We start from the raw sequence: 25,706 nt of genomic DNA on the forward strand, positions 1-25,706 counted from the left end.
GGCGCCACTTTACTGCACGCGGGAAGGGGCCGATTGTCGCTGTACAGCCCGACTATTCTCGACAGCTTTATAAAGCCGAGCATCTTCATCTCCACTTCCTACGAACTAGCAGCACAAAACCGCGTCAATGCAGGCCAAACTCAATAATAGAGAGATAACTGGCAAGAAGAACAGGCAGGCACGGCAAGCAACTTGATGGAAAATCCTAGAATATTCCTTCACTTAGCACCGACCATGAGCAAGCCCATCATCCGCCTCGGGGACAAGACTGATCATGGCGGCACCGTTCTTGAAGCCTTCCCCACCCTCGTCATTTTTGGCAAACCTGCCGCTGGCGTCGGCCACAAAGTCAGCTGTCCGAAGTGCAAAGGCACGTTTGTGATCGTGGAAGGCGCGGCGAATACAAGCTTCATGGGCAAGAATGTCGCCATTGAAGGAATGAAAACCTCCTGCGGCGCCACCTTGATCGCATCGCAAGGACAGTCAACGATAAACGTCGACTCAGGCGCCGCCGCCGCTGTTACTTCCTCCCCTGCGCAAATCGCCTCCGCGCTAACGGCAGCCAGCGCGAGCGAGAAGCTGTTCGACCAACATTTCATTGTGCACGACAAGAACGGCGCGCCGCTTCCCAACTGGCCGTACACTATCGAATTGGCCAACGGACACACCATCAGCGGCAAAACCGACGACATGGGCAAGACATCCAAGGTTTCCTCCGACGCGGCCGACTCCGTCACATTGCACGTATACGAACCAGAACCCACGCCGATCAATCCGCATTGGGATCAATGAGATGGCCCCCAAACCGAAAAAGAAAATTCACTCCCATAAGGACAAGCTGACACCCAAGTCCGTCACCGCACCGCAAAAGGTTGAAGTAGACGATACCGCCCGACTGAAGGAAATCCGCAGTTTGGTAGAGAAGAATAATCAGTCATCCTTGCCTACCGATCTGATCATCTGCCAGATTTACATGGAGTCGCGCTTCGACTCCAACCCGCACAATAGCGATAGCTCCGCCAAAGGATTGATGCAGCTGCTCAAAGCGCCCATCCGCGAAATGTACCGGATCGAGAACATGCAAAAGCCGAGAAGCGAGAGGCTGACAGACGAAGAAGCTTTCAAGAAAGCGGATGTCTTTCATGACAGCCCCTCCCTGCTGAACGATGCCATCAACATTCAGACCGGGACCAAGTATTTGCAGATGCTGATTGATAAACAGAAAAAGAAAGGCGCTAGCGATCCGATATCAGAAGCGTACAAGGACTACCGTGGGCTTCGAAACGGCATCTACTACAGAAAAATCAAGGCAATGGCCGACAAGCTGAAGGACAATCCAGAATCCATGCAAATACTGAGAGACGGCGTCAAATGAAATATCTTTTATTATCAATCGCAGCGCTTTCACTGAGCGCAAATGCTGAAACCGTGCAAAGCTGCCGTCTCTCCGCCCAAAACACCATCACCATTAGCCGCGACAAAAAAATAGCCGACACATACCTTTATTTTATCGAATCAAACAATAACAAGCGCGAGCTCATCTTCAGCACCGAAGAAGAATCGAGAGGCAGTGACGTTCAGATAGTATGCGCAGGAAAGAAACAAAAGGCCGTTATTGTTTCGGGAGAGTTCACATCCAACTACATAAAGGGCTTGGCAATCAATGAACATGGCCGGATAAATTTTGCGGAAAAAATCAGACCAGCCATCGCATATACCAAGGCCAATGAAATGATAGTCATATTCCGGACCGACAAAAAATGGGACTCAAGCAATATCTATACAGTCTATAAACTTACCGGAAATAAAAAACAGTCTGACGAGAGCTTTGGCACAGACACCAAGCCCAGCCAGCACGGCTACGAAGTAACCATTCTAAATAAATAAAACGGCTCAATCAAACAGGCTGAAGTACCATGTCGCTATAGCTTGGGCCGAATAGGACCTATATCGTCCCCACCCATCATAGAATAGATGCGGCTCACCCCACTTCCTTGGCGCGAGCCGGTCAAAACAATGTGCCCTAGGCTCGGTCGAACTCGCATCGCGCCAAGGTCTCGGTGCTCAAACAATCGTCCGCGAAGCGGACACATCATTCAAACGCGGATACCGACATCAAGTCATCTCCTCCCGCCCAGTCTTGCGGATACAAGCCTCGTTTGACCGCTCGGTGAAAAGTGGAAAACGGCCAATCCTGGACGCGGGACACCAAACCATGCTTGAGCGGATTGATATGGATGTAGTCCAGATGCGCCGCGTAGTCAGCCTCGCAGCGGATGCAATGTTCCCAGAAACGGCGTTGCCAGATACCACGTTCCCTATTGCGGCATCGAGCGGGATTGCGATACTCCAACGCGGGCATGGCGCGGACGAAACGGATTTTGATGGCTTTGATGCGATTGGAAAAATCGTCATCGCCGGGCGGCAGAGTGATCATGCAATGCACATGATCCGGCAACACCACCCAGCCATCGATATGAAATGGACGCTCGCATCGAGTCAGCCTCACCGCCTCACACAGCGCGTCGATATGATCCACCAGCAAGCTGGAGCCACGTTCCAGCAGCGTGAAGGTCAAGAAATACGTTCCGCCCGGCACCCGCCAGCGTCGATAGTTGGGCATGGTCATTCCCCAGAACACCAAAGCCCAAACCATACGTCCGGAAACCCCAGCCCACCAATCCGTCAAAAGGCCGGCGGCAAAGTCAGCCACAGGGTTTGCATCCCCCCATCAGCAGCAGCAGGCAACGGTGGATCGCCCCTCCGGGGCATCCACCCTACGGTGGCATCCCCACCACAACCCGTAGGGCGGAATCCCGGCAAAGCCGGGAGTTCCGCCGCGGTGCGACCCGCGCATCACCTACAAAACATCAGTCAATTATCCGGGGTACGTGGTGCCAACCAATCCGTCAAAAGGCCAGCGCCAAAACCAGCCACATGGTTTGCATGCAACCGTCAGCGGTGGATCGCCCCTTCGGGGCATCCACCCTACGGCGGCATTCCAGCCTCGACCCGTAGGGCGGAATCCCGGCAAAGCCGGGAGTTCCGCCTCGATGCGACCCGCGCATCACCTACAAAACATCAGTCAATTATCCGGGGCACACGGTAGGCAGTCATATGTAGCATTGTGACAATACCCCCTCAGAAGTGACCATGGTAGAGTAATAAACTTTCAAAGCATCACCGCATATTAAATTAATCAATTTTTAAATAACCACTTTACACTTAAATGCCATATGCAATAAAATACAGATTGGCAACCCTCTGAAAGAATATCATGTTTGATGATTATGATTTTAAGAATATAAAAAGAAGAGTTTCTGTCAGATTTTCCCAAAAACGTGACGAGCCGATATATCCATGGGAAATTGCCGGCTTCTTGTCCAAGCTAAACACCTCATACTACAAGCTAGAATTATTAAACTCAATCTGCTCTGCAATTTCGAATGGAGTATCGCCTGAAAACATTTTCATATTAAATAGTTCACTTCCGCTTTATCAGCGGCATGCTGAGATGAATTTATTAAATGAAAATCATGCATACTATTTATTTCATCGAATTGGGCTTATAATCCCATTAATTCCAAATAGGCATGCTTATAATTTGCACTTAGTTTCTCAAGCATTCTCTATAATTAATTCATTTCTTCATCAAAAACATGTAGGCCCACTCCCAATTCGAACAATTGAAGGAGTCTACGAGGTTCTAAATGAGAGCGGATTAGAGAGTGCTGAAGAGCATATGATTTCACTTGCCATGGAGCGCGCTCGAAAAAGTTTAGAAAAGGCTCAAGAAAGAGGAAAACGTAAAGAAATTATAACAAAAGAAGATATTCTAATCGCATTAAGCAAATACAGCAGGAAAAAGAAAAGCCTTCTCAATGATTTAGAAATCATATCCAGAATTAATGAAAATGATTATGAATATATAATTCAGGGAAAAGACAAAGAATCAAAGAGACTATCCGGAATAGTACAAGCATTTTATACGAACTTTGATTCAATCATGCGTCCATTAGTATGTGCGCGCATAGGAAATGGAAAAATTAGAGTATTTGGCAGATCCCTTGTAAACAAAAAAGAGGATTTTGGTCTTGAACTAAAAGAAGCAAAAAGAAATAGCCCACTAGGGATTGATATAGCGGGAGGAGTCGCATTGGCACAGTTTTTGCTGAATGCAATTCAGAGTCAGCAGAGCCACAAGATGGATATTGAAAAGAAAGCGCTTGAAATTGAAGAAGTAAAGATGAGGATTGAATCTCAAAATTTAATAAATCAAAGCCATAAAGTTGACTTGGAAAGAAAATTGACCGACCTTGAAATAGCTAGGGAAGATTTGAGAAGCAAAAAGAGGATTGGTGAATATTTAGAACAAGCCGTTAGCAATTCAGATGTCAATGCAATTCAAAATATTAATACATCATTTAATCAGTACAGACTCGCCAAGCTTTATACCACCGAGCAAATTAATGCCACAAAAATACTCGATGAAAAAGGACTTGAGATTGATAAATCGTCAATCCGTATCATTGATAATCATGTCTAATAGTTCGCTTTTCACCAAGTTAACAGAGGCAGGCACGCACCGTTGATCAAAAATAGCCATAAAAAACCCCCACATAAATAATGTGGGGGGTTATAGATGACACTTGGTTATCAAGCTAACTTCACAAGCTGCACCCTAATCTTCTCCAACTTGTCATTCAGCTCAGCCAACTGAGCCTTGTCGCGCTCAACCAAGTGCGCCGGCGCCTTGTCCACATAACCCGGCTTCTCCAGCTTGGCCGTCAGCTTGGCCAGCTCAGCCTCCACCTTGCCCTGCTCCTTTCTCAGGCGCGCGGTTTCCGCGGCTTTATCCACTTCCACCTTCAGCATCAGGCGCGCTTCGCCGGACATCGCCACCGGGGCGTCGTCTTCCGGCAGCTTGGCCACCAGCGTACCTTCGGTCAGACGGGCCAGCAGCTTCAGGTACGGCACGAAGTCGGCGATGGACGCGTCGGCGGTTTCGATGAACAGCGGGGCCTTGACGGCCGGGCCGATGCCCATTTCGCCGCGCAGATTGCGCACCGCGTTGACCATGTCCTTGAACGCTTCCATGCGGGCGTTGGCCGCGGCGCTGATCTTGCTCTCGTCCGCCACCGGCCACGGGGCCAGCATCAGCGATTCGGTCTTCTTCGCGTTGGCCAGCGGGGCCACGGTCTGCCACAACTCTTCGGTGATGAAGGGCATCAGCGGGTGGTTCAGGCGCAGCGCCACTTCCAGCACGCGCACCAGGGTGCGGCGGGTGGCGCGCTGCTGGGCTTCGTTGCCGCCCTGGATCTGCACCTTGGCCAGTTCCACGTACCAGTCGCAGTACTCGTTCCAGATGAATTCGTAGATCACCTGGGCGGCGATGTCGAAGCGGTAGGTTTCCAGCGCGTTGGTGACGTCGATCTCGGCCTGTTGCAGGCGGCCGATGATCCATTGGTCCACAAAGCTGTATTCCAGCGGCAGGCTTTCGTCCTGGCCGCAGTCCTTGCCGTCCACGTTCATCATCACGAAGCGGGTGGCGTTCCACAGCTTGTTGCAGAAGTTGCGGTAGCCTTCGGCGCGCTTGAAGTCGAAGTTGACCGAGCGGCCCAGCGTGGCGTAGCTGGCCATGGTGAAACGCAGCGCGTCGGTACCGTAGGCCGGGATGCCTTCCGGGAACAGCTTCTCGGTGGCCTTGGCGATCTGCGGGGCCTTTTCCGGGCGGCGCAGGCCGGTGGTGCGCTTTTCCACCAGCGGCTCAAGCGCGATGCCGTCTATCAGGTCCACCGGGTCGATCACGTTGCCCTCGGACTTGGACATCTTCTTGCCTTCGTGGTCGCGCACCATGCCGTGGATGTAGACATCCTTGAACGGGACCTTGCCGGTGAAGTGCTTGGTCATCATGATCATCCGGGCCACCCAGAAGAAGATGATTTCGTAGCCGGTCACCAGCACGTTGGAGGTGAGGAAGGCTTTCAGGTCCGGGGTTTCTTCCGGCCAGCCCAGGGTGGAGAACGGCACCAGGGCGGAGCTGAACCAGGTGTCCAGCACGTCCTGCTCGCGGCGCAGCGTCTTGCCGCCGGCTTTGGCCTGGGCTTCCGCTTCGGTGCGGCCGACGTAGATGTTGCCGTCTTCGTCGTACCAAGCCGGGATCTGGTGGCCCCACCACAGCTGGCGGGAGATGCACCAGTCCTGGATGTTCTTCATCCACTGATTGTAGGTGTTGACCCAGTTTTCCGGCACGAAGCGCACTTCGCCGGATTCCACGGCCTCGATCGCCTTGGCGGCGATGGACTGGCCGGTGGCGTCGCCTTCGGCCACCTTGTTCATGGCGACGAACCATTGGTCGGTCAGCAGCGGCTCGATCACGGTGCCGGTGCGGTCGCCGCGCGGCACCATCAGCTTGTGCGGCTTGGTTTCCAGCAGCAGGCCCTGGGCTTGCAGATCGGCCAGCATGGCCTTGCGCGCTTCCTGGGCGGTGAGGCCGGCGTAGGCGGCCGGCAGCTCGATGGCGCCTTGGGCGGAGCCGTCGAAGCCGAAGATTTGCGCCTTGGCCAGGATCTTGGCTTCCAGGCTCATCACGTTGATCAGCTGGGTGCCGTGGCGCTTGCCCACTTCGTAGTCGTTGAAGTCGTGCGCCGGGGTGATCTTGACGAAGCCGGTGCCGAATTCCTTGTCGACATAACTGTCGGCGATCACCGGGATGGTGCGGCCGGTGAGCGGCAGCTCCAGCTGCTTGCCCACCAGGTGCAGGTAGCGCTCGTCGTCCGGGGCGATGGCCACGGCCACGTCGCCCAGCAGGGTTTCCGGACGGGTGGTGGCGACGGTGACGAACTCGTCGCTGCCCACTACCGGGTACTTGATGTGCCACATGTGGCCGTCTTCTTCCTCGGATACCACTTCGAGGTCGGAGATGGCGGTGCCCAGCTTGGCGTCCCAGTTGGACAGGCGCTTGCCGCGGTAGATCAGGCCTTGCTCGTACAGGCGGACGAAGACTTCGGTCACCACTTCGGCGCGGACGTCGTCCATGGTGAAGTATTCGCGGTCCCAATCCACCGAGCAGCCGACGCGGCGCATCTGGCTGGTGATGGTGCCGCCGGATTTTTCCTTCCACTCCCAGATCTTGCTGGTGAACGCTTCGCGGCCCATGTCGTGGCGGTTCAGGCCCTGGTCGGCCAACTGGCGCTCGACGACGATCTGGGTGGCGATGCCGGCGTGGTCGGTGCCCGGCACCCACAGGGTGTTGTGGCCCTTCATCCGGTAGAAGCGGGTCAGGCCGTCCATGATGGTCTGGTTGAAGGCGTGGCCCATGTGCAACGTGCCGGTCACATTGGGCGGCGGCAGCTGGATGGCGAAGGACGGCTTGGAGGTGTCCATGCTCGGCTTGAAGTAGCCGGCCTGTTCCCAGTGTTGATACCAACGGCGCTCGAGGTCGCCCGGTTCGTAGCTTTTGGCAAGTTGTTCCATGGTGCTGAATCTTGGTGTTCTGAATGGAAAAATGGGTCGATTATAACCGTTTTTGATCGCCAAAAGGCAGCACGGGCGGACTTCCCGGCCTAACAGTCCAAATTGGGGCCACTCGCGGGACGGCGCAATCATGCCATGCGATTATCATCAAGCCGTACACGATGCCGGCAAACGGCGCCGGCCCAAACCAAGGAGATGCACTGCCATGAGCGATCATCACCACCACGACCATCATCTGGGCTGCGCTTGCTGCGCGCTGCCGTTGCTGGAACTGCTGGACCAGCCGCAACTGTCGCAGGATGAATGGCAGCGAGAACTGGAAACGCTGGCGCCAGAACTGGGCAAGCGGTTCCCACGGCCCGGCCAGCAGGAAAGCGCCATCTTTCACGGCGGCAGCATCCGACCGCTGGCGGCGGCCGGCCCCAGCCGCGTAGCCGCGCTGGGCATGTCCGGCGGGCGCATCGTGGCCATGGGGGACCTGGACGACGTGCGCGCGGCGATGGCCAGCCACCGTCCGTTCCGCGAGATCGACCTGGACGGCCGCGCGCTGCTGCCGGGCCTGGTGGACCCTCACATGCACATCATGCCCAGCGCGCTGTTCAAAAGCTGGATATCGCTGAGCGCCTTCGGCGTCACCCGAAACAGCCAGGACGGCGAAGACGCCCAGGTGCTGAATCCGGACTACAGCTACCAACAGATCAAGGACAAGCTCCTGCCGGCCATCGCGCAGGCAAAACAACCCGGCGCCGCATCCAACTGGGTGCTCGGCTTCGGCGTCGACCCCTCGCTGATGCGGGAATGGGTGGATATCAAGGCCTCCTCCCTGGACGAGCTGGCTCCGCCGGACGACAACATCGCCGTCTTCCTGCTCAACGCCTCCGGCCACATCGGCTACGCCAACACCGCGGCGATGAAGGAAGCCGGACTCACGCCGGAACAGATCAAAAAGTGCGAAGGCGTGCTGACGGAAGCCAACATTATCCAGATCATGGGCAAGATTCCTAAACGGATACTGGCGAAAGACCTGCTGCGCAACCTGCTTATGGTGCTGCACGACGCGGCGTCCAGGGGCAACACCATGCTGTTCGACGCGGGGCTGGGCTCGTCGCTCAAGGAAGCGGAAGTCCGGTTGCTCCAGCTGATCGCGAAACTCGGCCTGTCCCCGGTGCGCATCGCCGGCGCCCTGTACTCCAACGAGCTGACGCAGATGCGGCAGTGGATGAAGCTCTACCAGCCTGACCTGAACAGCCAGGACGACAGCCACTTCAGCATCAAGGCGCTGAAACTGGTGGCCGACGGCTCCAACCAAGGCCTGACCGGCTTCCAGTTCAGCCCCTACAAAAACGTCGCGCAACACCCGGTGCCGGACGTGCCGCCCATCGGCCTGTTCAACTTCAAAATCCCGGATGCCCCCAGCTCGGAGAACGAGAATCGGCTGCCGGACTCTCTGGCAAGTTACCTCCATCTGGCGCTGGGCTCCGGCTGGCCAGTGCTGGTGCACTCCAACGGCGAGCAGGCGATGGAGCTGGTGCTGGACAGCTACCAGGAGGCGATCAGCGCCACCCGCGCCGACGCGCGCCACCTCCGCCTGCGGGTGGAGCACGCCTCGCTTCTCACCGACGCCACCTTGAGCCGCATGGCCAGCATGGGTCTGTCGCCCAGTTTCCTGATCGGCCACGTCGGCTATTGGGGTTATGCCCTTCAAAACGATATTCTGGGCGAAGCGCGCACGGAGCTGCTGGACCGCTGTAAATCGGCGCGTGACGCCGGTATTCGCATCAGCCTTCATTCCGACCACTTCGTCTCGCCCCTGGGCTCGCTGCGGATGGCGGAGCAGGCGATTTACCGCAAGATGGAAGGCGCGCCGCAAGAGGAAAAGCCCGTGCTGAACAAAGAAGAATGTCTCAGCCATGAACAGGCGCTGGCCGCGGTCACGCTGGACGCGGCCTGGCAATGCCACATGGATCACCTGGTCGGCTCGCTGGAGCCGGGCAAGCTGGCCGACATGGTGATTCTGGGCCAGGACCCGCTCGACGATGGCGTGACCGACCTGCGCCACATCAACGTCCATGAAACCTGGCGCGGCGGCGCGAGGGTGTACGCCAATCCCAACACGCATTAATCGCCAACACCCGGCCTGCGCCGGGACCATGCGCGGCCTGTCCTGCAATGGGCAGGCCGCTTGCCATATTTGAACATCAAGCCGTCACCGCCCTAGAGCCGCCCTCCCCGCGCAAGCGCCGCGCGGCCTTGCCGTCGGTCGGTTCCTTCCTGCGCTTCATCCTGGCAATCTCCGCGGTCTGTTCCGCCTAGACGGCGGGCGCGGCCGCTCATGATTTCGCCATGCCCGCTTCAGGACCGCCGCCCCAGTCAGGCCGGCACATGCTGCTTATCGCCAACGCCCTGCGCTACGGCGGCATTTCCAAGGCCACCCGCAGCTTCTTGGACGCCGCCGACTATCTGCATTGGCAGATGAAAGTGGTGGACACCAGAAGCGGCGCCGCGCCGGTTAGGGAGCCCCTGCTGCTGCAGGCCACGGCCGAAGCATTGCCCGGCGTGGCGCAGGCCGGCACCGATAGCGCGCCCTTCCACCTGGAAATGGCCGTGCTCAGGCAGATGGGCAAGGCTGGCAAATAGCCGACGAGCTGAGCCGCGGCTTCGTCAGAAAGACGGTCCTGATCGCGCCGGAATGACTGCTGGCGCATGGCCGCGACGGAAACTCCGAGCACGATTGCGCCTATGCGCGCGCCTACCTCTACATTTGGCGGAAAGGCAACGGCTAGACGTCCGATGTCGTTCGCCGGCAGATTACGCTTGCTTCAATTATTAAAAAAAATATATAACTGAAACAAGCAACAATTTAGGATGACTCGATGGACTCTCCTATCGACCTCGACATCGCCAACCTGCCCCCGGCGATCACATCGATGGCGCCCAGCTGTCTCTATCTTGTCGTCTGCGACAGCGACGCGTTGATCCACGGGTTGCTGTTCGTCAACCTGCCAGGCGCCAACGCAACGCCCGCGGTTTTCTGCTGCGATCAGACTCCGGGCCGGCAGCATGACACGCGCTGGCTGGACCGGCGCATGCTTTCCGGCAGTCTGACCCTGCTGTCGCCCAAAGGAAGCGCCCGCCCCGCGCTGACCGAGTGCCTGGAAGAGCTGAGCCATGCCCGGGACCCTTTGCGCCGCGGCGATGAAAACGAATTGCTGGTGCTGGGCAATGCCGAAAAATATCTCGGTTTCGACCATCCTGACGCCGCCAGCCGGGAATTGCGCGCGGCCACGCAGTGGGCCGAGGAGAAACGCCGCTGCGTGCTGTTGCTGGCCAACCGTCAGCGGCTGGACATGGCGGCCCAGGCGATTCTGGCCAAGGCGGCCAGCTTGTGCGCCGGCCTTGCCTTGGCGCAGAAAATCGGCGCGGGCGTCTACAGCTGGCAAACCGAGCACTGGATGGGCGCGGGCGCTGCCGCGGAAGCCCAAACGCACGTGCTGGGCCACGACGTTTCCGGCGCGCTGCGCCTGCTCCGGGAAGAACCGGACGCGCTGGCCGCCCGTCCGGCCCTTGACCTGTTTCTCGTCCACGCCACCCGGGCCAGCCTCGACGGAAACACCCCGCCGCCGCCGCAATGGCAGCTGTACGACGACCTGCCCGCGCTGACCGCGGCCGCCGGCGGCGCGGTGGCCGCCACCGTGCTGCTGGACACGGGAACCTCCCAACGCGAAACGCTGGCGGACGCCGTATCCGGCCTGCGCCGGCAATGCGGCAGCCGGCTGAAGATACTGGTGCGCGAGTCGGGCAACCGCAGGCTGCGCCGGAACGAGGAGCAGCTGCTGCTGCAACTGGGCGCCAACCTGGTGCTGCCAGCCGAGCTGCGCTTCGCCTCCGCGGTCAGCCTGATCCACGCGCTGCAACCCGCCGTCTATCAGCGCCGCAACCATCTGGAGCCTCAAATACTGCGGAATGCCAGCCTGCCGCCGACCGACCGCGGCTATCTGCCGCCCGCCCGCTTCGCCGAAATGGTGCGGAAAACCGTCCAGCGCAGCGGCGCCATCCAGATCAGCAGCACGCTGGTGATCCTGAGTCCCGCCGGCGGCATCCGCCCCTGGGAAATGCTGGCGCCGGACCGCTTCCGACGGACGGGCGACCTTTGCACGGCGGACACGCTCCAGGCCTATCTGTTCCTGTTCGCCTGCGGCGAAGCCGATGTGCCGGCGGCGCTGCGCAATCAGTTCCGCTTGCCGGTCACCGACCTGGCGGACAGCGCAACGCGCTGTCCGGACAACGCCAGCATTCTGCAGGCGCTGACTCGGCTGGAAAACCAGCCGAATCCGAGTCCGCCGCGCCCCAGGGACGGCGCCCGCGCCGCAAGCGCCAAGGGGCCGGCGCGCGTCGCGCTGCGCCGCCTGCCGTTGCGGCGCCGCGACAAAGACGGGGAGACCATCGATGTTTGACCCGCAAATGAACGAAATCCAGTTCCTGCTGCTGTTGACCGCGCTGGCCGCCGCCGCTGCCGGCTACCTGGCGCGCGCCTGGCTGGCGGCATGGCTGACCCAGCGCCGCCGGCGCAGGTTGCGCCATTTCAGGCCCCATCCTTACCGACCGCCGCCCATCGACCTGAAGGAAGCGGCCATACGCGGAACCAAAGCCAAATGACAGAGCGCAACCCTCCACCTCCGGCGCCAATGCCCGGTCCGTCAACAGGCCTGGGCGGCTGGAGCCTCTATTTCATTCTGAAGCTGCTGTTGGCCTGGCGCGGCGCGCTCAGCGCGCACCCCGCGCCCGACCTGGCTTTCGCCCTGGTCTTGCTGCTGCCGCTGCGCCGCCGCTGGCTGAGGCTGGCCCGCGACGCGCTGGCCTGGCCCGCCGCCGCCATTCTGCTTTACTACGACAGCTGGCTCCCGCCTCCCGCCGCGCTGTGGCGGGAGCTGTCCGAGCTGAAAGGCTTCAGCCTCAGCTACCTGATGGAGCTGGCTGGCCGGATACTGACGCCGACGTTGCTGATCGGCTTCACCGTAGTGCTGGCCGGATACTTGCTGCTGTCCCGCTTCCTGCGGCTGGGCACGCTGGTGATGGCGACGCTGCTGGCGCTGAGCGCGCATGAATTGTGGCAACAGCGCGCGCCCGCCGCGTCCGCGTCCTCTGCGTTCGGCGGCGCCCCGAGCGCGCAAACGCCGGACCAGCGGCTGGAAGGCTTCTTCCGCTCGGAACAACGCCGCCAGGTCGGCTTCCAGGGACCGCTGGCCGATCCCGGCTTCGACGTGCTGCTGCTGCACGTCTGTTCATTGTCATGGGACGATCTGCGCGCCGTCGGCTTCGACAACCCGCCCCTGCTCGCTCGGTTCGACATCGTATTCGACCGCTTCAACAGCGCCGCCTCATACAGCGGACCTGCCGCGCTCCGGGTATTGCGGGCCAGCTGCGGCCAACCGCGCCACTCGGCGCTGTACGAGCCGGCGCCGGAACAGTGCTTCCTGTTCGAAAACCTGGCCAAGGCAGGCTTCAAGACCGAACTCTCTCTCAATCACGACGGCAGTTTCGACAGCTTCCTGCAGCAAATTCGCCGCAATGGACGGATGAATCTGCCGCTGACGCCGCAAGACGGCGTCGCCGTGGGCCAACGCGGCTTCGACAGCAGCCCGATCTACAGCGACTACGCGATGCTGAACCGCTGGCTGCAGCTGCGTCTCCAGGAGCCCGATCCGCACGTGGCGGTCTACTACAACACCATCAGCCTGCACGACGGCAACCGCATTCCCGAGGCGCCGGCGCTGGATACCGACGCCAGCTACAAATATCGCGCCGGCCGCCTGCTGCGCGACATCGGCCAATTCATCGACCTGCTGGAGCAGGATCACCGCAAGATGATCCTGCTGCTGGTGCCGGAGCACGGCGCCGCGCTGCGCGGCGACAAGCAGCAGTTCAGCGGACTGCGCGAGATTCCCTCGCCGCTGATCACCACCGTGCCCGCCGCGATCAAGGTGATAGGCAGCCAGGGCCGCCCGGCCCAGTACCGGGTCACCCAGCAGGCGAGCTACACCGCCATCGCCACCATCCTGTCCCGCATGCTGGCCAGAAGCCCCTTCGGCGCCGACTATCAGCCGGAAAGCTACGCCCAGGACCTGCCCGCCACGCCCTTCGTGTCCGAAAACGCCAATTTCACCGTGATGCAAAGCGGCAGCCGCTACCTGATGCAATCCAGCGGCGGCAATTGGAACGACTACCAGATGTAAGCGGCGCTACCTGGACGGCGGAGCTTCCGCTTGCGGCCAAGGCGCGGGCAGCCTTGGCTCGAGAGCGTCCTCCGATTCGGCCGGCATGGCAGCCGCCGGGGCGGATGAGGCGATGCGGCGTTCGCCGCGCCTGACCCGCTCAAGGTTGGCCCGGATGTCGGCGCGCCCCGGCGAGATCAGCAGCGCCCGGCTCAGCAATAGCGATGCCGTGCCGGCCTCTCCCCGGGCGGCCAGCAACACGGCCAGCCGATTGATGGCATCGGGCCGGTAAGGATGCCGCCAGTAATCGGCCCGCGCCTGGGCGAGCGCCGGATCGGCCGCTTGCGCCCTGACCGTCGCCAGCGCCGCGGCCATCGCGGCCGCGAGCATCCAGATCATCGTCCTTGCCATCGTCAGAACTCCGAATACGGCTGCAGCGGCTCCACTGGGAACGGCAGCGTCCGCGGCGCGCCGTCCGGCTGGTAGCGCAGGTAGAACAGCAAGCGGCTGGGTTGATAATACTGCGAACGCTGGAGGTCCAGCATGCCGCCGAGAACGACGCCGGGCGAGAGCTGGTACTCGAACGCGCCGGTCAGCGCCGTTCCGCGCCCTGGCCCTGAACCGGCGCCGAAGAAAGGATTTCCGGCCCGGGCCTGCAGATCCGGCCGGGTGGGATAGAACGGCGACGCGTCCTCCCGCGCGCTGGAAAACGATGCGGCGCCGCGGATGAAATAACTCCAGCGCTCATTGCGCGCGGCATACCGCAACGGCAGCGACAGCGAGTTGTAGCGCTGAGGGCTGTAATAGCCGCCCTGGCCGAAGGTGAAGCCGCCCAGGTTCTTCCGGTACCAGAAATTGACGGTGTTGACGCCGGCCGTGATCAAACGGTCCGGCTCGTCCACCACCCGCCAGTACACGCCGCCCATGGCCGTCAGCTTGCGGTTGCTGTCCACGTTCTCGCCGCTCAACTGCTGGTAGGCGAAGTTGGACCACACGCCGAAGGAGCCGCCCTTGTCATAACCCAGGCCGCCGCCGAGGCCGGTGGCGACCACGCCTCCCCAGGCCTGGCCGGCATAGGGATCGCGCACGCCGGCGTAGCTGAGCAGCGAACTGGTCAACGGCCGCCGCGCCAGCGCCAGCTTGTAGCCGAAGGGCCCCAGATCGCCGGTACGCCGCGCGCCGCCGACGATGTTGGACACCGGGAAACCCAGCGGCGTGACGCCGATGTCGAAGCGCCAGTCGTCGCTCTCATAGCCGCCGCCCAGCGCGACGCCGCGCGCGCGCTGCGCGCCGTAGGCCGCCGCGCACGCTTGCGGACTGGCAGACGGCGCGCAGGCGGCGACGCTGCCGAAACGGTTCAGCGTGTAGTCGTTTCCAGGCCCCAGGTCCAGCGAGCCGGCGCTCACGCTGCCCGCCTCCCCGCGGAAAAAGTAATGGCCGTTGCCGGGCGCGGCCTTTTCCAGCAGCAGCGGCGTCTGCCACAGCGTCATCTGCGAAGCGCCCGGCGTGCCGTCGCTCGGACCGCGGTACAGCAGGTCTATCCCCTGCCACGCCTTCCAGCTCTGCTTGTCCAGCAGTTCGGCATAAGCCCGGTGCAGGCCCTCCTCCTTCGCATCGGCCTGCGGCAGCTGGCGCAGCGGGCTATCGGCCGTTTCCGCGGAAGGCTGCGCCGCCGCGGCCTGGCGCGCAGAGGCTTCCAATCCTTCCCGGTACAGCGCCTGCGCCTGTTGCGGCTGGCCATGCGCCTGCGCGCGCTCGCCCGCCAGCAAGTAAACTCCCGGCGCGCTCAGCTCCTCTGCACGCAGCCGGGCCAATTCGCTGTCCACCCTGTCGGCATCGCCAAGCGCCGCCATCCGGCTCAAGACCCTCAACATGAAATCGGCGTCCCGGCCCGGTTTCGGCTGCGACAGAAGATCGGCGCCGGACCTGGCCGCACCCAGCCTGCCGGCGCCGATGTCCGCGTCCAGCAGCGCCAGGCGGGCTTCGTCGTCGTCCGGCCGCGCCGCCAATATCTTGTCCAGCCTGCCGCGCGCGGCATCCCAGCGGCCCGAGGCCATGTCGCCCTCGGCCAGCGCGCGCAGCAGCCGCGGATTGTCCGGCGCGGCCAGGGCGGCTTGCCTGAGAATGTCGTCGGCCTGGCGCGGCTGCCCCGCGGCGCGCGCCTGTTCCGCCCGGATCAGCGCCTGGCCGGCCAGCAGGTCCTTGAGCGTTTGCCGCTGCCCGGCGCTCAGCCTCTGTCCGTTCCGCGCCAAGGCGGCCAGCGCCGGCTCCGCCTCGGCCAGCCGCTTCTGATCCAGCAGCAGGCCGGCGTAGGCAAGCTCGTTGTCCGCGGTCGGTTGCGCCAGGCATGCGTCCCGCATCAGCGTCCTGGCGCGGTCGGGATCGCCCATCCGCTGCCAGGCCCGGGCCACATCGGCGAGCAGCGCCCCGTCGCCGGCCAGGCGGGCCTCAGCCTCCTCCAGCCGCCGCCGCGCCCGCCAGCCTTCTCCGCGCGCCGATTCGGCGTCGGCGAGCGCCAGCGTCTGCTTGAGCCAGGCGCGTCGCTGCAGCGCCGCCATGCCCGGCGTGCGGGATGCCTCGGGTATCTTCTCCAGCGCGGCCAGCGCGGCCGGACCCTCGCCGCGGCTGGACAGAAACAAGGCATAGGCGTAGAGGCTGTCCGGATCGGCGGACGGTTCGTCCGCCAGCTCGCCCAGCAAGGCCTTGCCCTCCGCGCCCTGTCCGGCCGCCAGCAAGGCGCCGGCCAGCGCGTAACGGTTCCAGGGGTTGCGCGGCTGCAGGCTTACCGCTTGGCGCAGATACGGTACCGCTTGTTCGGTCTGCCCCTTGTCCCGCAAGGCATCGCCCCTGGCGCGTGCCGCCTGCGCCTCGGCGCTGCGGTAGGCGTCTCCCAGCGCCGCGCGCTGCTTCATCGGCATCGCGGCCAGCAGATGGTCGGCATCTTCGTACTTGCCCTGCTCCAGATACAGGGCCGTCAGCCCGCCCAGGGCCCGCCCGCTGTCCGGCTTGCGGCGCAACGCCAGCCAGTAATAGTCGCGCGCGGCGGGCAGATTGCGTTGCGCCGCCTGCCAATCCGCTTCCGCCAGCAGCACGTCGGCGTCGTCCGCGCGCAGCTGCCTGGCCGACTCTATCCACGCCCGGGCCTGCGGCCAGTCCTGCCTGTCCATCGCCTCGCGGGCGCCGGCCAGCGCTTCTCCGAAGCGCGCGTCGGCCAGGCGCTGACGCCAGTCGTCCCCGCCCAACGCCTGTCCACGGCGGTAGGCTTCCGCCGCGTCGGCGTAACGGCCCTGCTTCTCCCGCAATCGACCCAGGCTGCGCAGGTATTGCGGATCACGCCCATATCGGGCGGCGGCGAGCCGCAGGCTCTGCTCGGCCGCGCCCAGCTGGTTGGCGTCCAGCTGCCTGCCCGCAGCCAGCAGCGCCCGGTAGCCGGGGTCGGCCAGCTGTTCGCGCTGCCGCCGCTGCCTGGCGTCAGACTCCGCCATCCGGCTTCTCACTGTCTGATCGTCCGGCGCGCGCTGCAAATACTGCCGGTAACTGGCCTGCGGCGGGTTGCCGCCCTCCTGCAGCAAGGCTCGCCGCCACAGCGCCATCGCCTCGCCGCGGCTGTCGTCGAAGCCGCTGAGATCCTGCAATTCGTCCAGCACCGCCTGCGGAAGCGGCGGATGCAGCAGATAGATGCTCGCCAGCACCGCCCGGACCCGATGGCTGGTCGGATGCGCGGCCCGCAATCGTTTCAACTCGGTCTGCGCGCGGCTCCAGCCATCGCCCGGCAACCTGGCGACGACTTGCCAATATTCCAACGCCAACGGCCCCTCGGGCGGGCTGCCCTGGTAAAGTTTGTCGAAAGCGGCATACGCCTCTTGCGCCCGGCCAGCCTGGAACAGGGCCCGCGCGCGCAGCAGCGCGGCGCTGTCCGCGCCGCGCAGCCTGAACATGCGTTCCACCCTGGCGATGCCGGCATAACCGGGATGCTGCGCGCGCAGGCGGGCCAGCGTCCGCCGCGCCTGCTCGGTCTGCCGCGATTGCAGCTGGCCCAAGGCCTGCAGCGTCAGCGCCTCCGCATGCAGGTTCGAGGCAGGCTGGGCGATGCGGAGCAGCTGGTCCAGCGCATGCTGTCCATCCAGAGGCCGCTCCAGGAACTGCCATTGCCTGGCCTGCTCCAGCAATGCCTGCGCGGGATCGGCCGTCTCCGCGCCCCGCGCGGGCGCAAGCAGCAGGCTCAGCGCGATACAGGAAGCGATGCGGAACATTTCCCCTCCCATGCGGGCAGCAACTTGCCATTGCGCTCGAAACGAAAGCGCCCCTGCAGCCAGCCCAGGCCGAACAGCCTCAATACCTGGTCGTAATAGGCATCGGCGCGATCGTCTCGCGGCATGGCCCGCAGCCTCTGCAGCAGAGCCCGCAGCGCTTCCGTTTCGCCCTGTGCCTGCAAGAAGGGCAGCAAGGCGAAGGAAAACCCCGTCGGAGCCCTTCCCTGCGCCTTGCCATTGCGGGTGTCCACCTGTTCGGGAGGCGCGCCCTCCCGCGCCACCCAGCGCGCCATGGGTTTGTACCTGGCCAGCAGCGCGGCGCGCAGCGGCGCGGACGGCGCAAGCATGCCCGCCCACAGGTAGACGCGGATGGCGCTGTAGCCGCCCTTCGCCTTGCTGTCCGCGTCCGGCTGCAGCCCCTTGCCCGGCTGAAGTCTCAGCCAGTCGGGCGCGAAGCCTGCCGGCGCGCCGTCCAGCAGCACGCGTTCGCTGCCGCTCGGCAGCTTCGCCCAGTCGGAATCAGGCAAGCCGTAGGCGAAACGGGCCAGCAGCTGCGGCGGCAGGTAACTGGGATTGAGCCGGGCACCGCCGTCGGAAAACAAGAAGCCATCCTTGCCGGGCAGCAGCGTCAGGCCCAGTCCGGGCAGGTCGGCGGTTTCTTCCCTCAGGATCCGGAGCGCCAGCTGCCTGCCCTGCGCCGCATAGCTCGGCTCGCGCCACAACCGCCCAGCCTCCAGCAGGTCGTAAGCGAGCCACATGTCGGAATCCGACGCGCTGTTGTCGTCCAATACCTTCCATCCGCCGTCCTGCCCCCGCCCCCACAACCAGGCCGGCAGGCGCGCGCCCAGATCGCCGTCGGCCAGATTGTCGCGGGTCCAGGCCAGCAGTCGGTCGAACGCCGGCCGGTCGTTGGCCGCCAATGCGAAGAACAAGGCGTAGCTTTGGCCTTCCGAGGTGGTGGGCCTGGCGTCCTGGCTGCGATCCACCACCCTGCCGTCGCCGGAAACATAGTTCTTCAGGAACGCCTGCCAGTCCGGCCAGCCATCGCAGGGGGCCGCCAATGCCGGCAGCGCGTCCAGCAGCAACGCCGCGAACAGCGGGATGGAAACGGCCGACATCAGGACTCCCTCAGCCGGCGCGCCGCCAGTATCCGGAGGATGCGCAGGATGACGAAGGCCAGGAGCAGCACCGCCAACGCCGTCAGCATGGCAAGCAGCAGCGGGTGGCCCGACAGGAGCAACCACGCCCAGTCCCATGGCGGCAGGCTGCCGACATGGTAGACCGGCCCCAGCAGCTGGCTGTCTATCGTGCCGCCGCGCATCAGCACCACGCTGCCGGACATCTGGGACAGCGCGGCGTCGTCGATCAGCGCCGAAGCCACGCCAGCCATCGCATCGGCCTCGCTGGCCGTGATGATCACGGCGCTGCGGCCCGGCGCCAGAGGCGATTCCAGCCCCAGCAAGGCGCCCACCCGTCCGCGCGCGGAAAAGTCTGCCCGGCCGTTGGCCTGATGGAGCGTAGCCCCCGGCAGCAGCGCCGCCCCATCATCCTTCGCGGCGGCCCCGCCATTTCCCACCTGGCGGAAATCGCCCTCCAGCAAGGCGGGCAGCTTGTCGCGCCAAGCGCGCAGCAACTTGAGCTCACGGGAATCGCCGATCACCAGCAGGTCGGCATTGTTGACGCGGTCCACGTCGTCCTCGCTCACCAGCCGGTAGCGCAGCGCAGGAAAGCCGGTGGAAGCGCCCATCCGCCCCATCACCGTCAGAAAGACGTTGATGTCCGAGGTTTGCGGCCGCGCGGGCAGGACGAGCGCGGTCTCGGCCAGGTCGGCCAGCCGGGTGAATGGATAGCCCGACGTCGCGAACAGACTGAGATTGGGCATTTGCGCGTAGTGCGGGTACTTGCTGAAATCCATCGTCGAATCCGGATCGACCTCGCCATGGAAACTGTCCAGCGCGCCGCTCGCGCATTCCCCCTGCTTCTCGCTGGCGAAGCTGTACTGGAACTCCAGCTCGTTGCGGCTGCCGACCCGGAACGGCGGCAGCAGGACCCGGTCCACGCTGGTCAGCAGGCCATTCTCCAACACCGGCATCCGCATGCCGGCTTGAGCGCCGCCAATGCCGTTGGCGCTCAAACTCAGGCTCTGAACGAAAAAGTCGTTGACGCCTATGCTGAGCCGCGAGCCATTGTTGGCCTGGGGGCCCGTGTAACGGAATTTCAGATTGAGCGGAATGCCGCGGCTACCCCAGGTGAACAGGTCGCCCGGCACGCGGAAAGCCACCCTTATCGGCGCAAGCTGCACTCCGGACACTTGCAGGTCCTCCTTGCGCGCGGCCAGGCTGCCCAGCCGCGTCGGACCGTCGGAGCGGACCCAGTTGGGCGCGTCGTAGGGCTTGCGCGGCGCCACCAGCCTCACCTGCCCCACCCGGACCATGTCGCCGCTCATGCCAGCCTGTCCCAGCACCAGCGCGCGCGCGGCCTGCTGCAGGTCCTGGTCGTCCCGGCCCATCAGCACCAGCAGCTTGAACTCCGGCCGGGAGGGATGGGACATCACGGCGATCATCGGCGCCGACACCGGCGGCAGGCCCTTCAGGAACCCGGGCCGCTGGCCATTGGCGGCGAAAACGATGGCGTGGCGCGGAGGCGGCATGCCGTCCAGCACCGCGGGGAAGCGCGCGCCGCGCCAGCCGGACAGCGCGCCGAACCAGGAGGCGAGCTCGCCGGCGGCCTGCAGCACGCCCATCGACGGCCGGCCGGCGAACACCATGGGCAACTCCAGCTGCGAGTAGTCGAGCGCATAGAAAAAGGGCTCGGGGAAGTACACGAGGTCGTTGGCCATCGACAAGGCCTGCGTCGTCATCTGGATCTCGCTGCCGTTGCTGATTTCCGCCCAGATGCTGCTGTTGGTCTCATCCTCGCAGCGCAGCGTGTAATGGCCGATCAAGCGGAACTGTATGCGGTTGAAGCTGGTGAGCAGCCGCGGATCCAGCGTCAGCGACGCCTCCTGAGCCCGGCCGCCCTGATCCTTGGCGAAAGGCAGGACGGCAACCACCTGATCGTTGACGATCACCTGGACATGAGACAGGTCGGTCAACATCGCCGGCGAATAGATGTAGCGCAGTTTCAGCGTCAGCGAGGTGACCAGCTCGTCGGCGCGGCTGCCGAAGCCTATGGTGGCGATGGCGTTGCCGCCCCGCAGCCTGAGCGCCGAACCGGCGCCCATCTGCCTGAAGCTCAACGTCCGGACGCTCGCCAGTTGAGACGATGGCGCAGCGGCGGACTCCGTGGCAGGCGCGGCCTGGCAAAACAGCGTCAGCAGGCACAGCGCCCACACCCATAACCACTTCCCTGTTCCGTTGATCATGTTCAGTCCCGAATCGATATGGGCTGCCTGGGCAGCAGGCTCAGCAGCCACAGCACAGAAGCGGGCCGGCGCCCGATGCCAAGGCTGGATGCCGCAAGCAGCCACAAGCCCTTCAGACCCAGCCATCCCAAGTGGAAAATATCCAGCGCGCTGCCCAGCGGATTGCGCTCCCGCTTGCGCGTCTCCCTCTCGGCCCAGGCGTCGGGCCGGCCGAAAGTGCACTGCATCAGTTCGCTCCGCTGCGCCAAGGTCAAGTCGGGGAACCGCACGCTCACCCTGTCGCCGCTGGAAAACGCCATCCGGCAGGGGAAGGCGTAGCTGCGCCCGTCCTGACGCAGCGACACCGTCAATTCGGCATCGCCATCCATGCCGGACCTGGGCTCCCGCGCCAGTTGCAGGGCCATGCCGCCCTCGGAATAGTCAAGCATCCGGCAGCGGTGAACCCGGCCATCCGGGAGATGCAGCGCGGCCTGCCGGCTGGCGCGCACCCGATGGGCGGCGCGCACCTGGCGCAGCTCGCGCGCGACCGCCAGCGCCACGCCCAGCAGCATGGCGTTGTAGCCCGCCCAGAGCATGTTGATGACGGCGGTGCCCATCTCGAAATGCGGGCCCGCCGCCATCCGCCAAGCGCCGAAGCCTATGCCCAGCAAGTTGAAGCCCAGCAGGACCAGATAGGGTTTGGCAATGCGCCAGTCGACGAAATCTTCGTCCATCACGCCGCCCTTGGCGGTGACATTGAACGTGCCCAGACCGGGGAACAACAGCGCGGCCGTGGTCGGGATCACGATGTACCAGGCCAGCACCGTCTCGTAGACTTCGCCCCAGAATGAGCGGCGGAACCGTCCGTTCAGCCGCGAATTGGCCAGCACCGAGAACGCCATGTGCGGCACCACGTACAGCACGATGCTCAGCGCCTGCGCATAGATGGTGTAGACATGGAAGATCAGGAAGACCATGGGCGCGGTCAGGAAGATCAGCCGGGGCGCGCCATTCAGGAAATGCAGCATCGCGTTCAGGTAGCAGAAACGCTGCGGCAGGGTCAGCCCCTTGCCGAGCACGGGATTGTCGCTGCGGAAAATCTGCGCCATGCCGCGCGCCCAGCGTATGCGCTGGCCGATGTGGGCGGACAGGCTCTCGGTGGCCAGGCCCGCCGCCTGCACCACGTTGATGTAGGCGGAACGGTAGCCGAGCCGGTGCAGCCTGAGCGAGGTGTGCGCGTCTTCGGTGACGGTGTCCACCGCGATGCCGCCCGCCTCTACCAGATGAGACCGCCGCAGCACCGCGCAGGAACCGCAGAAGAAGGTCGCGTTCCATAAATCGTTGCCATCCTGCACCCGGCCGTAGAACAGTTCGCCCTCGTTCGGCATTTTGCCGTGGGTTTCCAGGTTGCGTTCGAACGGGTCGGCGGAAAAGAAATGGTGAGGCGTCTGCACCAGGGCAAGCTTGCCGTCGCTCAGGAAGCCGCCCATCGTGGACCGCAGGAAGGAACGGGTGGGAATGTGGTCGCAGTCGAAGACGGCGATGAAGCCGGCGGAGGTCACCGTCAGAGCGTGGTTGATGTTGCCCGCCTTCGCGTGCTTGTGCACCGGCCTGGTGATATAGCCGGCCCCGATCCCGGCGGCGAATTCGCGCACCTCCTCGCGGCAGCCGTCGTCCAGGATGTGGACGCGCAGCTTGTCGGGCGGCCAGTCCATTTCCAGCGCCGACATCACGGTCGGCCTCAGCACCCGCAAGGGCTCGTTGTAGATCGGAATGAACACATCCACCGCAGGCCACAGGGCGCGGTCATCGGGCAACGGCGCGACCCGGCGCTTGAGCGCCCAGGACGACTGGAAAAAGCCCAGCGACAACACGATCCAGGCGAAGATCTCGGCAGCCAGCAGCATCAGGCCGAAAGCGAGGTTCAGCCAAGTATCGTCGTTGATGGTGCTGGTGGCCCGCCACCAGATGTAACGGGTGGACATCACCATGGAAAACACCATCAGCATCAGCGTGCACGCCTGTCCGGGAACGCGGTTCACCCATAGCGCGATCAACAGCAGCGCCGCGAAGAACAAGGCCTGCGACGCGTCGTCGAACGGGGTGGTGACGCAAACCGCCACCAGCGCCATCGCCACCAGGCCGCAGGCATAGCGCAGCGCGGCGCTCTGCCAGGCGGCGTTGCCGGCCACGCGCGCTGAGGCGCGGTTCAATCGTTCCGGGACAAGCCAGGCCAGATGCCGAGCCGCCAACCGCGCCCGATGGGCGCGCAACGCGGACCGCGCGCGCGCCGCGCGCCTCCGCAGCTCACGCCAGGCAGTCGATACCCCGCCCCGCGCGGATGGCGGCCGCACCAGCGCCAACCATAAAAGCTGCAACGGGATGCGCAACGCGTCGGCGGGGCCCGGATGGGAGAAGTCGACATGGGGGAAACAGCCTTTCTGGCGGCGGCCCCAAGCTTCCCAACCGTTGTCAGGCGTCACGAACAGCAGGGATAGCAGAGCCAACCCGACAGCCGGCCGGTCCGCTCGGTGAAGAAGCCCGCAGCGAACCGCCCACGCGGCCCAACGAGCGCGGCTCATGGAGCCCGGCCCTCCGGCTCGGCGCGCCTCAGCTTCACCGCCAGCCACACCGCCAGTTGCCGCAGATCGTCGACCGCCTGGCTTTCCGGCGCGAACACCGATACCGGCAGGCCCGCGGCGAGGGCCTCGCGCACCGCTTCGTCACGCGTCACCGGCCGCGGAGCCAGCCGGCTTCCCAGCGTTCTGCGCAGCACGCGCTCGACGTCCCGGTCCAGCTTGCGCGCCGGGTCGAACTGGCTGATCGCGAACAATATGCCGTCGCGGGGCACACCGCGCGCCATCAGCTCCGCTTCCAGACGGACGGCCAGAACGCAGTTGACGGAATCCGCCGTCAACACCGCCAGCACATGGCTGGCGGCGGTCCATGCCTGGTCGCGGCAGCGACCGGCCCATGACGGCGTGTCCAGCAGCACCAGATCGCCCGCCGGCCTCTCCAGCTTGCCCAGTTCCGCGCTCAGCCAGCCCGCGTCCGGTTCCGGCCCCCTGGCTGCGCAGGTCCCATGCGGAACCAGCGCCAGGTGGCCGCTTCCTATCCGCCAGGCGGACTCCGTCCAGTCGCAGCCCGCATGCAGGCTGGCGCGCCAGCCTCCCTGCTCGCTCCACGGCACGCCGAAGTGCAGACGTAGCAAGTTCTGCGGGCACAGGTCGATTGCCAGCGTCGGCTGGGCCTGCTCTTCACGATACCAGGCAATGGCGGCGGCTAGCGCTGTCGCGCCGCTCCCCCCTCGGACTCCGCAAATGGACAAAATAGCCATACCTGCCCTCATGTGACAGGCGAGTCCATGCGGCGCGCAAACCTATGTCGGCGGCTCGGATACGGAACCGGTCGATCGTCGGGGCCAGCCCATCCACGCGCACCTCCCGGTGGAATGGCCAAGCCTTCCCAGGCTTGCCTGGCAGCCATGCGGCCGCCAGCGTGCGATACAGACCCGCCCCGACATCAATATTTAGAAATTGTGATTTGTGTTATAACAAAACAAACAAAATCAATTCATGATGGCACATGAAACGGGCATCTGCAAAATCTTTTAAGCCAATGGGAAATTGTCAGTGCGCGGCGCTATGCGAAAACAGATTGATCACCGCCACGCCGGCGATGATCAAGCCCATGCCCGCCACCGCAGCCAGATCCAGCTTCTGGCCGTACAGCAGCCAGGCGATCAGCGACACCAACACGATGCCGATGCCCGACCACAGCGCGTAGGCGATGCCCACCGGAATGTGGCGCAGTGTCTGGGACAACAGGTAGAAGGCCAGCACGTAGCCGCCGGCGGTCAACAACGACGGCCACAGCCGGGTAAAACCGTCGGAGGCCTTCAGCGCGGAGGTGGCCACCACTTCGGACAGGATGGCCCCCATCAGGAACAGCCAGACTTTCATCCATCACTCCACTGCGGCCGCCAGACTCCGGCGGGCGATCAGACGCTCGCGCAGGTGGTCGTACAGCCAGTTGAACACATAGGTATAAGGCAGGAAAAAGGCGAAGAACCCCAGATCCAGCAAGAAGGCCTGCCAGTAACTGCTGTCCAGCCACCAGGCGGCCAGCGGCACCAGCAGCACCACCAGACCGCCCTCGAAGCCCAGCGCGTGCAGGCAACGGACCGCAACGGTGCGCTGCCAGCAAAAATAGCGCTCGATGCGTTCGAACAAGGCATTGAACACCATGTTCCACAGCATGGCAGCCGTCGACATCATCAAGGCCAATGCGCCCATGTGCAGCATGTTCTTTTGCAATGCCAGCGCCGCCAGCGGCACCAGCAGGGCCATTGCGCACGCTTCGTACAGCACCGCGTGCAATACCCGCTCGCCCAGTTTTTTGTTTGTCGCTTGCATCGATCTC

General features: G+C 63.4%; 19 protein-coding genes. 9 read left to right on the forward strand and 10 right to left on the reverse strand.

Going from position 1 to position 25,706, the window contains the following annotated elements; translation table 11 throughout:
* The first annotated feature begins 234 nt into the window (after positions 1 to 234).
* Genes CV_RS22960 through CV_RS13065 form a run of 3 tightly spaced genes read left to right on the forward strand, consistent with a single transcriptional unit; the run spans position 235 to position 1,887 of the window.
* Positions 235 to 792, forward strand: coding sequence for a PAAR domain-containing protein (locus CV_RS22960; protein ID WP_080509018.1), 558 nt, complete (start codon positions 235 to 237; stop codon positions 790 to 792).
* A 1-nt stretch (position 793) separates the two neighbouring features.
* Positions 794 to 1,375: a transglycosylase SLT domain-containing protein gene (locus CV_RS13060; protein ID WP_011136212.1), complete on the forward strand. Its 582-nt coding sequence runs from the start codon at positions 794 to 796 to the stop codon at positions 1,373 to 1,375.
* Positions 1,372 to 1,887 (forward strand): hypothetical protein, encoded by a 516-nt coding sequence (locus CV_RS13065; RefSeq protein WP_011136213.1) that lies wholly within the window; start codon positions 1,372 to 1,374, stop codon positions 1,885 to 1,887. Before CV_RS13060 ends, CV_RS13065 begins: the two co-directional genes overlap by 4 nt.
* A 205-nt stretch (positions 1,888 to 2,092) precedes the next feature.
* On the opposite strand, the gene CV_RS13070 is transcribed toward CV_RS13065, so the two are convergent.
* Positions 2,093 to 2,623, reverse strand: coding sequence for an REP-associated tyrosine transposase (locus CV_RS13070; protein WP_011136214.1), 531 nt, complete (start codon positions 2,621 to 2,623; stop codon positions 2,093 to 2,095).
* 654 nt (positions 2,624 to 3,277) lie between these two features.
* On the opposite strand from CV_RS13070, the gene CV_RS23570 reads away from it, so the two are divergent.
* Complete coding sequence (locus CV_RS23570) at positions 3,278 to 4,546, forward strand: hypothetical protein (protein ID WP_147296147.1); 1,269 nt, start codon at positions 3,278 to 3,280, stop codon at positions 4,544 to 4,546.
* Between the two features lie 110 nt (positions 4,547 to 4,656).
* On the opposite strand, the gene CV_RS13075 is transcribed toward CV_RS23570, so the two are convergent.
* Positions 4,657 to 7,476 (reverse strand): valine--tRNA ligase, encoded by a 2,820-nt coding sequence (locus CV_RS13075; protein WP_011136216.1) that lies wholly within the window; start codon positions 7,474 to 7,476, stop codon positions 4,657 to 4,659.
* Between the two features lie 205 nt (positions 7,477 to 7,681).
* Here CV_RS13075 and CV_RS13080 point away from each other — a divergent pair, with 205 nt between their 5' ends.
* The 5 genes from CV_RS13080 (at position 7,682) to bcsG (ending at position 13,709) form a co-directional block, all read left to right on the forward strand.
* The gene (locus CV_RS13080; RefSeq protein WP_011136217.1) at positions 7,682 to 9,598 is read left to right on the forward strand and encodes an amidohydrolase; all 1,917 of its coding nucleotides are present in this window, start codon (positions 7,682 to 7,684) and stop codon (positions 9,596 to 9,598) included.
* Positions 9,599 to 9,858: 260 nt separating this feature from the next.
* Positions 9,859 to 10,113 carry a hypothetical protein gene (locus tag CV_RS13085; RefSeq protein ID WP_011136218.1) on the forward strand — a complete coding sequence of 85 codons (255 nt, stop codon included), beginning with the start codon at positions 9,859 to 9,861 and terminating at the stop codon, positions 10,111 to 10,113.
* A 236-nt stretch (positions 10,114 to 10,349) separates the two neighbouring features.
* A complete protein-coding gene (gene bcsE, locus CV_RS13090; RefSeq protein WP_011136219.1) occupies positions 10,350 to 11,930 on the forward strand; it encodes a cellulose biosynthesis protein BcsE in 1,581 nt (526 codons plus the stop codon).
* Complete coding sequence (locus CV_RS23815; protein ID WP_043596269.1) at positions 11,923 to 12,132, forward strand: hypothetical protein; 210 nt, start codon at positions 11,923 to 11,925, stop codon at positions 12,130 to 12,132. The genes bcsE and CV_RS23815 overlap by 8 nt, the downstream gene beginning before the upstream one ends.
* A gap of 29 nt (positions 12,133 to 12,161) precedes the next feature.
* Entirely contained in the window at positions 12,162 to 13,709 is a 1,548-nt protein-coding gene (gene bcsG / locus CV_RS13100) for a cellulose biosynthesis protein BcsG (RefSeq protein ID WP_052278830.1), read from the forward strand.
* A 6-nt stretch (positions 13,710 to 13,715) separates the two neighbouring features.
* On the opposite strand, the gene CV_RS13105 is transcribed toward bcsG, so the two are convergent.
* The 8 genes from CV_RS13105 to CV_RS13140 form a co-directional block, all read right to left on the reverse strand.
* Positions 13,716 to 14,087, reverse strand: coding sequence for a hypothetical protein (locus CV_RS13105; RefSeq protein WP_011136221.1), 372 nt, complete (start codon positions 14,085 to 14,087; stop codon positions 13,716 to 13,718).
* A gap of 14 nt (positions 14,088 to 14,101) precedes the next feature.
* Positions 14,102 to 17,941 (reverse strand): cellulose synthase subunit BcsC-related outer membrane protein, encoded by a 3,840-nt coding sequence (locus tag CV_RS13110; protein ID WP_043596272.1) that lies wholly within the window; start codon positions 17,939 to 17,941, stop codon positions 14,102 to 14,104.
* Positions 17,911 to 19,059, reverse strand: a complete 1,149-nt coding sequence (gene bcsZ / locus CV_RS13115) for a cellulose synthase complex periplasmic endoglucanase BcsZ (protein ID WP_011136223.1) — start codon at positions 19,057 to 19,059, stop codon at positions 17,911 to 17,913. The genes CV_RS13110 and bcsZ overlap by 31 nt, the downstream gene beginning before the upstream one ends.
* Positions 19,059 to 21,305, reverse strand: coding sequence for a cellulose biosynthesis cyclic di-GMP-binding regulatory protein BcsB (gene bcsB / locus CV_RS13120; RefSeq protein ID WP_080509021.1), 2,247 nt, complete (start codon positions 21,303 to 21,305; stop codon positions 19,059 to 19,061). The genes bcsZ and bcsB overlap by 1 nt, the downstream gene beginning before the upstream one ends.
* Before the next feature lie 2 nt (positions 21,306 to 21,307).
* The gene (gene bcsA / locus CV_RS13125) at positions 21,308 to 23,866 is read right to left on the reverse strand and encodes a UDP-forming cellulose synthase catalytic subunit (RefSeq protein WP_011136225.1); all 2,559 of its coding nucleotides are present in this window, start codon (positions 23,864 to 23,866) and stop codon (positions 21,308 to 21,310) included.
* Positions 23,863 to 24,621 (reverse strand): cellulose biosynthesis protein BcsQ, encoded by a 759-nt coding sequence (gene bcsQ, locus CV_RS13130; protein ID WP_011136226.1) that lies wholly within the window; start codon positions 24,619 to 24,621, stop codon positions 23,863 to 23,865. The genes bcsA and bcsQ overlap by 4 nt, the downstream gene beginning before the upstream one ends.
* A 292-nt stretch (positions 24,622 to 24,913) precedes the next feature.
* The gene (locus tag CV_RS13135; RefSeq protein ID WP_011136227.1) at positions 24,914 to 25,246 is read right to left on the reverse strand and encodes an SMR family transporter; all 333 of its coding nucleotides are present in this window, start codon (positions 25,244 to 25,246) and stop codon (positions 24,914 to 24,916) included.
* 3 nt (positions 25,247 to 25,249) lie between these two features.
* The gene (locus CV_RS13140) at positions 25,250 to 25,699 is read right to left on the reverse strand and encodes a multidrug/biocide efflux PACE transporter (RefSeq protein ID WP_011136228.1); all 450 of its coding nucleotides are present in this window, start codon (positions 25,697 to 25,699) and stop codon (positions 25,250 to 25,252) included.
* Between the last annotated feature and the right edge of the window lie 7 nt (positions 25,700 to 25,706).

The sequence above is a fragment of the Chromobacterium violaceum ATCC 12472 genome (assembly GCF_000007705.1).
Lineage (GTDB): Bacteria > Pseudomonadota > Gammaproteobacteria > Burkholderiales > Chromobacteriaceae > Chromobacterium > Chromobacterium violaceum.